This window comes from Granulicella mallensis, assembly GCF_014203225.1.
GTDB classification, from domain to species: Bacteria; Acidobacteriota; Terriglobia; order Terriglobales; family Acidobacteriaceae; genus Granulicella; species Granulicella mallensis_A.
On sequence record NZ_JACHIO010000004.1, the window covers coordinates 390,557 to 396,650 of the forward strand.

Consider the following 6,094-nt stretch of genomic DNA (forward strand, 5'->3'; position numbering starts at 1 on the left):
CAACTTCGCTCCACCTTCGGGCCTCTTCATCGCTAGCCTATTGTTCTCGGCAGGGCCTTCCATTCAGTAGATAATGGATTAAATAAACAGAAAGATTGGAAGGCGTTAGGTCGGCGATTTTCTAAGATTAAAATCAAGATGTTGCCGTCCGCATTGCGATATATGGAATTACGATTTGCAAAAGTGTTTGACCTCCCTTCCATTGTCCAGCTGATCAATGAAGCCTTTTCTGTCGAAGCGGCCTTTAAGGTTGGGGATCGCATAGACATTGAAGAAGTTAAAGAATTGTTCGACAAAGGGTACTTTTTAGTACTGGAAGAAAACGGAATTCTTCAAGCTAATGTGTATTTGGAATTGCGTGTCGAGCGAGCTTATCTGGGTCTACTGTCAATAAGGCAAGATCGCCAAGGTTCTGGTTTCGGCGCGCGTTTGATGGCCGCGGCAGAGAAGCTTGCACGTGAGTCGGATTGCCGTTTTATAGATCTTCGGATTGTAAATTTGCGCAGAGAACTCTCACTCTTTTACGAGAAGCTGGGTTATCGCGTTGTCGGAGAAGAACAGCTAGACGCAGAGATACAAGCTAAGTTCACGCAATCCGCACATTTCATCAATATGTCGAAAGACCTGGTTCACAACTGAGACTGTAATTCTGATCTCAAGTCCATCCGAATTCCCAATTGAAATTGGGAATCTACCTGTGAACACATCGCCGTAGAATTGGCTTTCAAAACATCAGAGATGGCACAGTCCTACGAGATGCTCACGCCGGCAGGAACAGAGCCGCAGTGGGGGGGCGGCTTGAACCGGTATAACCGGCAGATTTGATTCCAGCCGCTTGAGTCTGGCATCAAATCTCTTGTGCCAAACGCAACTAAGTTGTTGATTTGATGGTGGGCACAGCAGGATTCGAACCTACGACTTCCACCGTGTGAAGGTGGCACTCTACCGCTGAGTTATGCGCCCATCGTCCGCTGAGCTTCAAATTGAAGCCGCACGGAGCTATTTGACGGAACCCCACGCCCACCGTAGTGGTTCCAGAGATTCAGTTTAGCATCGCAACCCTGGCCCGCCAACCGTGTTCCTGTCTATGGCATCCAACTTGCCGCTTCAAAAGATACAATTACACCCTGATGAAGTCTTCGCGAACACCCGTGACACCCCCCTCAGAGCCCCGCGCCGAGGTCGACGATCCGCAGTTCCCGGCGGAATCCGACGACCTGCCGCAACCTGAGGCCGAAGATGGGGTTTCAGAAGATATGGGTACGCTGGCCATCCATCCCGGGCTCCTGAATACGCCGCAGGACGTGCATCTTCCTGTCGACCGGCCCCTGGGTGCCGAAGCGCTGACGCCCGAACAGGCTCGTGTCCGGGCTGAGGCCATCGCGCGCGGCGACTTTTCGCAGCTCTCCGATGCCGAAGTCATGCTGGAACTGCGTTCAGGGAACCTGGCCGCCTTCGATATCCTGCTTGCAAAGTACCGTAAGCCGATCATTCACTTCATGTTCCGCATGGTGCATAACCAGGCCGTGGCCGAGGAGCTTGCGCAGGAAGTCTTTCTTCGCATCTACCGTTCGCGCGAGACCTACCGTGCCGAGGCCCGCTTCAGCACCTGGCTGTACCGCATCGCAACGAACCTGGGCGTCAACCACGCCCGCGACACGCGCCACGAGCGCTCCGCCTCGACGATCTATCTGGACGAGACAGACGCCGAAACCGGCACGACGCCCGATGTCGCAGACTCTACGCCCTCCGCCGAAGCCAACCTGCTCCGACGCGAGCGCATGAACGCCATTCGCCAGCACGTGCTGGCGCTTCCCGAACGGCAGCAGCACGCCGTTCTTATGCACAAGTACGAAGGCATGGACTATAAGCAGATCGGCGAGGTACTGAGGCTCTCCGAATCCGCAACCAAGTCTCTCCTCTTCCGTGCATACCAAACCTTGCGCGAGAAACTTAAGGATTTCGTTTAGGCCGTTATCAACCGAATTACTGGATAGTTATGGAACAAAATGGCCCAGCAGATCGTCGAACCCTAGAGAGCCGCTGCAGCATTCCGGCGTACCGGGTATCGACATGACAGCAACACCACCCTGATAGGGGGTATTAAATGATTACCGAGATGAATCACAAGATCGATTGCAAAGACTGCCGCTCGCACCTCCCCGATCTCCTCTTTGAAGAGGGCTTCGCGGCGGCGCACCCTGAGCTGGCGGCGCACATCGAGTCCTGCGCCGAGTGCCGCACCGAACTGAACGAACTGCGCTCCACGCTGGCCCTGCTCGATGAGTACACCGCGCCGGAGCCCTCGCCCTACTTCGACTCAAAGCTGTATGCACGCCTGCGCGAGGCCCAGGCTGCCGCTCCCGAAGGCATCGTTGAACGTCTGCGTTCCTTCTTCCTGTTCAGCACGGGGCGGAGCTTCCGTCCGGCCCTTACCGCAGCGCTCGCCGCAGTCCTCCTGGTTGGCGGAGGCGGCACCTTTATCGGACTTCATGGCACCTCCGGGACAGCACCCGCGACCCCAGCTACATCCGCTGCGGTCGATGATCTCAAGGTGCTCGATAACAATGTTCAGGCCGAGCAGCAGATGGGTCAGCTCCTCGACCTGTCCGGCTCCGAGGATGACGACACACCACCTGAGAGTTAACCGCCGTTGATTCCCTCCCTCACCCTTCGCAGCGATTGCTTTCGGTATGATGGGAAACGTTCAACATCCTCAAGGCCCGGCAGTTAAAGTGGACAGACGGCTTTTCTCCCGAGTCTTCATTGATTTCGATCGAAGAGGATTCAGAGATGCCGTCTGTCTCCTAACAAGATGACCAGTTTGCTTCCAACTCGCGCTGTCGCAACACTTGCAGGCTTCGCTCTCTGCCTGTTAGTGGCTATTTCGGCGCCGGAGCAGCAAGCCACCGCCGCAGCTCCTCTACAAAACAACGCGGCAGCTCCGCACCCCGGCAGCACCCCTGTTGGACATCGAACGAATACGATTCCCACCTCCAATACGATCGCCGCTAAAAATGAGCATCTGCTGCAGTGGATCGACCGTCACAGCAATCTGACGCCGGAACAGCAGCTGCAGGCCTTTGGACAAGAGCACCCTGGCTTCCGCAGCCTGCCGCCGGAGAAGCAACAGCAGCTGCGGGCTCGCCTGGCAGAACTCAACGCGATGCCCCCGGCCAAACGCAAGCACCTGCTGGAATGGAATGAAACGATGGCGCGGCTGAACCCTGCCCAACGCAGCCAGGTAAACAATGCGATGAAGCAGCTTGCGGCCCTTCCCCAGGACCAGCACCTCTACGTTGCCCGCACCTTCCGCGGGCTTCGCGAACTTCCTCCCGAGCAGCGCAAGGCAGTATTGAGCTCCGATCGCTTCGACCATCTCAACGCCGCCGAACGGGCCACGCTGAACAGCCTGATGGTGGTGGAATCCCTACTTCCACCACCCTACGACCCGGACCAGCCAGGCCACTAAAGCAAATCTCCTGTAGGTGTATAGCGAAACCACGACACTTATGGCCGTTTTTCCCCAGAAAAACGGTGCTGAAAGCCCGATTCAACTGCCCAGTAATAGGAGATTTGCTCTATTTCCGGAAGAAGTTCTTCGCCAGGAACAGCACATTCGCCGGCCGCTCGGCCAGACGCCGCATAAAGTACGGATACCACTCCGTCCCGAATGGCACATAGACCCGCACACCGAATCCCTCAGCCGCAAGCTTCCGCTGCAGATCGCGCCGCACGCCGTAGAGCATCTGGAACTCGAACGCCCGCTTGTCCAGACCGGTCTCGGCGACAAACTGCCGCATCATCTCGATGATCGCCTCGTCGTGCGTGGCGATCCCGCAGAAGACGCCGCTGGAAGCGACCCGCTTCATCAGCTTGACGTAGTTCGCATCCACATCGGCCTTGAGGGGAAAAGCAATCTCCGCCGGCTCCTTGTAGGCTCCCTTGCACAGCCGCATCCGAATCCCCTGGGCGATCAGCCGCTCCACGTCATCTGCAGTGCGGAAGAGATACGCCTGAAGCACCGTACCCACAGCACCGGGCCAGCGGGCGTTCAGCCGTTCGGTCATGGCAATCGTCGCCTCGGTGTAATCCGAGCCTTCCATGTCGATGCGCACAAAGTTAGCCGTCATCGCCGCGTGTTCCACCATCTCGCCGACGATGCGCTCGGCCAGCTCCGGCCCAGCTCCGTGGCCGCCGATGTCCATGCCCACCTGGGTCAGCTTTACGCTGACGTTCGCCCGCAGCTTGCGGGCGGCAATCTCATCCAGCAACTGGTGATAGATCGCGGCGCTCTCCTCAGCCTGCGATACCTGCATCACGCTCTCGCCCAGTGAGTCGAGCGTCGCCTCGATCCCTTCGGCATTCAGCTGCTCGGCAGCCGCAATCGCCTCCTCAACACTCATACCTGCGACAAAACGCCGCGACACACGCCGGCCCATCGTCGACCGCTCGGAAAATGCACGAAATGCCTTGTTCGTGGACAAAGCAATAAAGAAAGACCTTAACAACCCTCACCTCACACAAACTGGATGCAACCGCTTATTTTCGCACGCCGCCGGGTACCGCGTTTTTCGGCATGATCGCCCACGAGTAAAAAGAAGGTAAGGGATTCAGGAGTCTTCCCCTCTAGAGACAACCCACCAGAGCATGCCTGGCCTCTTAAAATCTTTTGAAACTTATAAAAGCTCTCTTCCGTTCCCCCTGGCGGGACAGGGTCGAAGGCAAGCTGTCTGCGGAGGATCGAGTGGAGAGTCTGATGAGCTTTTTGTTTCCGGTGCTGATGATCGGCATCTTTGTAGCCGTCTTTGGCGGGATCTATTTTCGTCGCCGTCGCAACCAGAGAATTCTGACGGAGGGTGACCTGACGGTGGCCCTGGTGCTCGACATTCACCAGACAGGCACGGTGATTAATCAATCTCCGGTGATGGCCTTGCAGCTGCGACTGGAGCAGACCGGACAGGCTACGCGAGAACTCAATCTACGCCAGGTGATCGACCTCGGCAACATCCCCCGGGTCGGGGAGCAGGTTTATATCTCGGTCGACAAGAAAAACCCCAATGCGGCGGTCTATATGGGACTGGTGACCGCACTCAATAGCCAGGCGGGAATAGCCGCAAGCCAGACGCAGATGGTCGCAGACGCCGCTTCCATCTCCCCCAGATTGCGTGAGAGCAAAACCTTTGGCGTGGCGACCATTCAGGGAATGGCAGCTGGAACCGCGCCAGGAGCGACAGTCTTCACCCTCGAGATCGACTCCTGCGTAGAGCCGAAACGTGTTGTAACAATCGAGCAGGTGATGCAGAACAATCCCTTCCGCGTGGGGGACCGCGCGTACCTCTTCGTCAGCAAAGAAGATAAAAACGCTGTGGCGGTAGTTCCGCTCTCCCTGGTGGGCGGACAGAAGCTCGATCCCAACAACAACCGCCTGGACGCTCTCGTCCTAGGCCCGCAGATCCTGCACGAAGGTAAGAAGGCGATGGCGACTGTCACCGAAGCGGACGAGGTCAAGGTGAACAACGGCTTCCTGGAGAAGCGCGGCGTACAGCGCTGGCACCTACAGTTTCTCGTGAAACCGGAAGACGGCAGCATGGCCTATGCGGCGGAACAGACCCTCTCGTTCACCAAGCCGGAGAGGGTACAGCGCGTCTGCAGGATAGGCGCGGAGGTTCCAATACGCATCGACTGGAACGATCCCCACACCATCGTCACCGACCCGCTGGCCATGGGATATCCAGACCCTTATGTAACCGTGATGGATATCTACAAGGATGCTCTGGCGGCAGGTGAGATTGAACAGCCGAAGTAACTAAGTGCAATCCAAACTGTTAGTGATTAGGTGCCTTGAAGCCAAAAACTGCGAGGAGCCTTTTGGGGTGCATTCTGCTTCTTTTTGGGGAACGAATGACTTTGCATCGAAATCCGTGCGAATATCGACCATCGCTTCGTAAAGAACTGACATACATTGGCACTTCTTTAGTTACGTGAGGCGAGAGAGTCTAGACCATTTTACCTTTAGGTGTAGTTTCCGAACCGGAGTCTGAGCCATGCTTTTGCGTCTTGTGGTGTGATGGTCTGTAGAGCTTGAGCGGTG

At 56.7% G+C, this 6,094-nt stretch carries 6 protein-coding genes and 1 tRNA gene; 5 read left to right on the forward strand and 2 right to left on the reverse strand.

Translation table 11 applies throughout. The features are described 5' to 3' along the window. Positions 1 to 162: 162 nt before the first annotated feature. Positions 163 to 639 (forward strand): GNAT family N-acetyltransferase, encoded by a 477-nt coding sequence (locus HDF15_RS06355; RefSeq protein WP_184253826.1) that lies wholly within the window; start codon positions 163 to 165, stop codon positions 637 to 639. Positions 640 to 888: 249 nt separating this feature from the next. On the opposite strand, the gene HDF15_RS06360 is transcribed toward HDF15_RS06355, so the two are convergent. After that, positions 889 to 963: transfer RNA gene (locus tag HDF15_RS06360), tRNA-Val, on the reverse strand. Positions 964 to 1,130: 167 nt separating this feature from the next. Here HDF15_RS06360 and HDF15_RS06365 point away from each other — a divergent pair. The 3 genes from HDF15_RS06365 (at position 1,131) to HDF15_RS06375 (ending at position 3,472) form a co-directional block, all read left to right on the forward strand. Next, positions 1,131 to 1,970 (forward strand): RNA polymerase sigma factor, encoded by an 840-nt coding sequence (locus HDF15_RS06365; RefSeq protein WP_184253828.1) that lies wholly within the window; start codon positions 1,131 to 1,133, stop codon positions 1,968 to 1,970. Between the two features lie 137 nt (positions 1,971 to 2,107). Beyond that, entirely contained in the window at positions 2,108 to 2,647 is a 540-nt protein-coding gene (locus HDF15_RS06370) for an anti-sigma factor (protein WP_260330870.1), read from the forward strand. Positions 2,648 to 2,824: 177 nt separating this feature from the next. Then, complete coding sequence (locus tag HDF15_RS06375) at positions 2,825 to 3,472, forward strand: DUF3106 domain-containing protein (RefSeq protein WP_184253830.1); 648 nt, start codon at positions 2,825 to 2,827, stop codon at positions 3,470 to 3,472. Between the two features lie 109 nt (positions 3,473 to 3,581). On the opposite strand, the gene HDF15_RS06380 is transcribed toward HDF15_RS06375, so the two are convergent. After that, positions 3,582 to 4,511: a proline dehydrogenase family protein gene (locus HDF15_RS06380; RefSeq protein WP_184253832.1), complete on the reverse strand. Its 930-nt coding sequence runs from the start codon at positions 4,509 to 4,511 to the stop codon at positions 3,582 to 3,584. A 248-nt stretch (positions 4,512 to 4,759) separates the two neighbouring features. Here HDF15_RS06380 and HDF15_RS06385 point away from each other — a divergent pair, with 248 nt between their 5' ends. After that, the gene (locus HDF15_RS06385; protein WP_184253834.1) at positions 4,760 to 5,809 is read left to right on the forward strand and encodes a hypothetical protein; all 1,050 of its coding nucleotides are present in this window, start codon (positions 4,760 to 4,762) and stop codon (positions 5,807 to 5,809) included. Positions 5,810 to 6,094: the final 285 nt, after the last annotated feature.

What these genes read in the sequence shown, in the direction of transcription:
- HDF15_RS06355 (WP_184253826.1), top strand. Translation starts at nt 163, where the DNA reads ATGGAATTACGATTTGCAAAAGTGTTTGACCTCCCTTCCATTGTCCAG.
- HDF15_RS06365 (WP_184253828.1), top strand. Translation starts at nt 1,131, where the DNA reads ATGAAGTCTTCGCGAACACCCGTGACACCCCCCTCAGAGCCCCGCGCC.
- HDF15_RS06370 (WP_260330870.1), top strand. Translation starts at nt 2,108, where the DNA reads ATGATTACCGAGATGAATCACAAGATCGATTGCAAAGACTGCCGCTCG.
- HDF15_RS06385 (WP_184253834.1), top strand. Translation starts at nt 4,760, where the DNA reads ATGAGCTTTTTGTTTCCGGTGCTGATGATCGGCATCTTTGTAGCCGTC.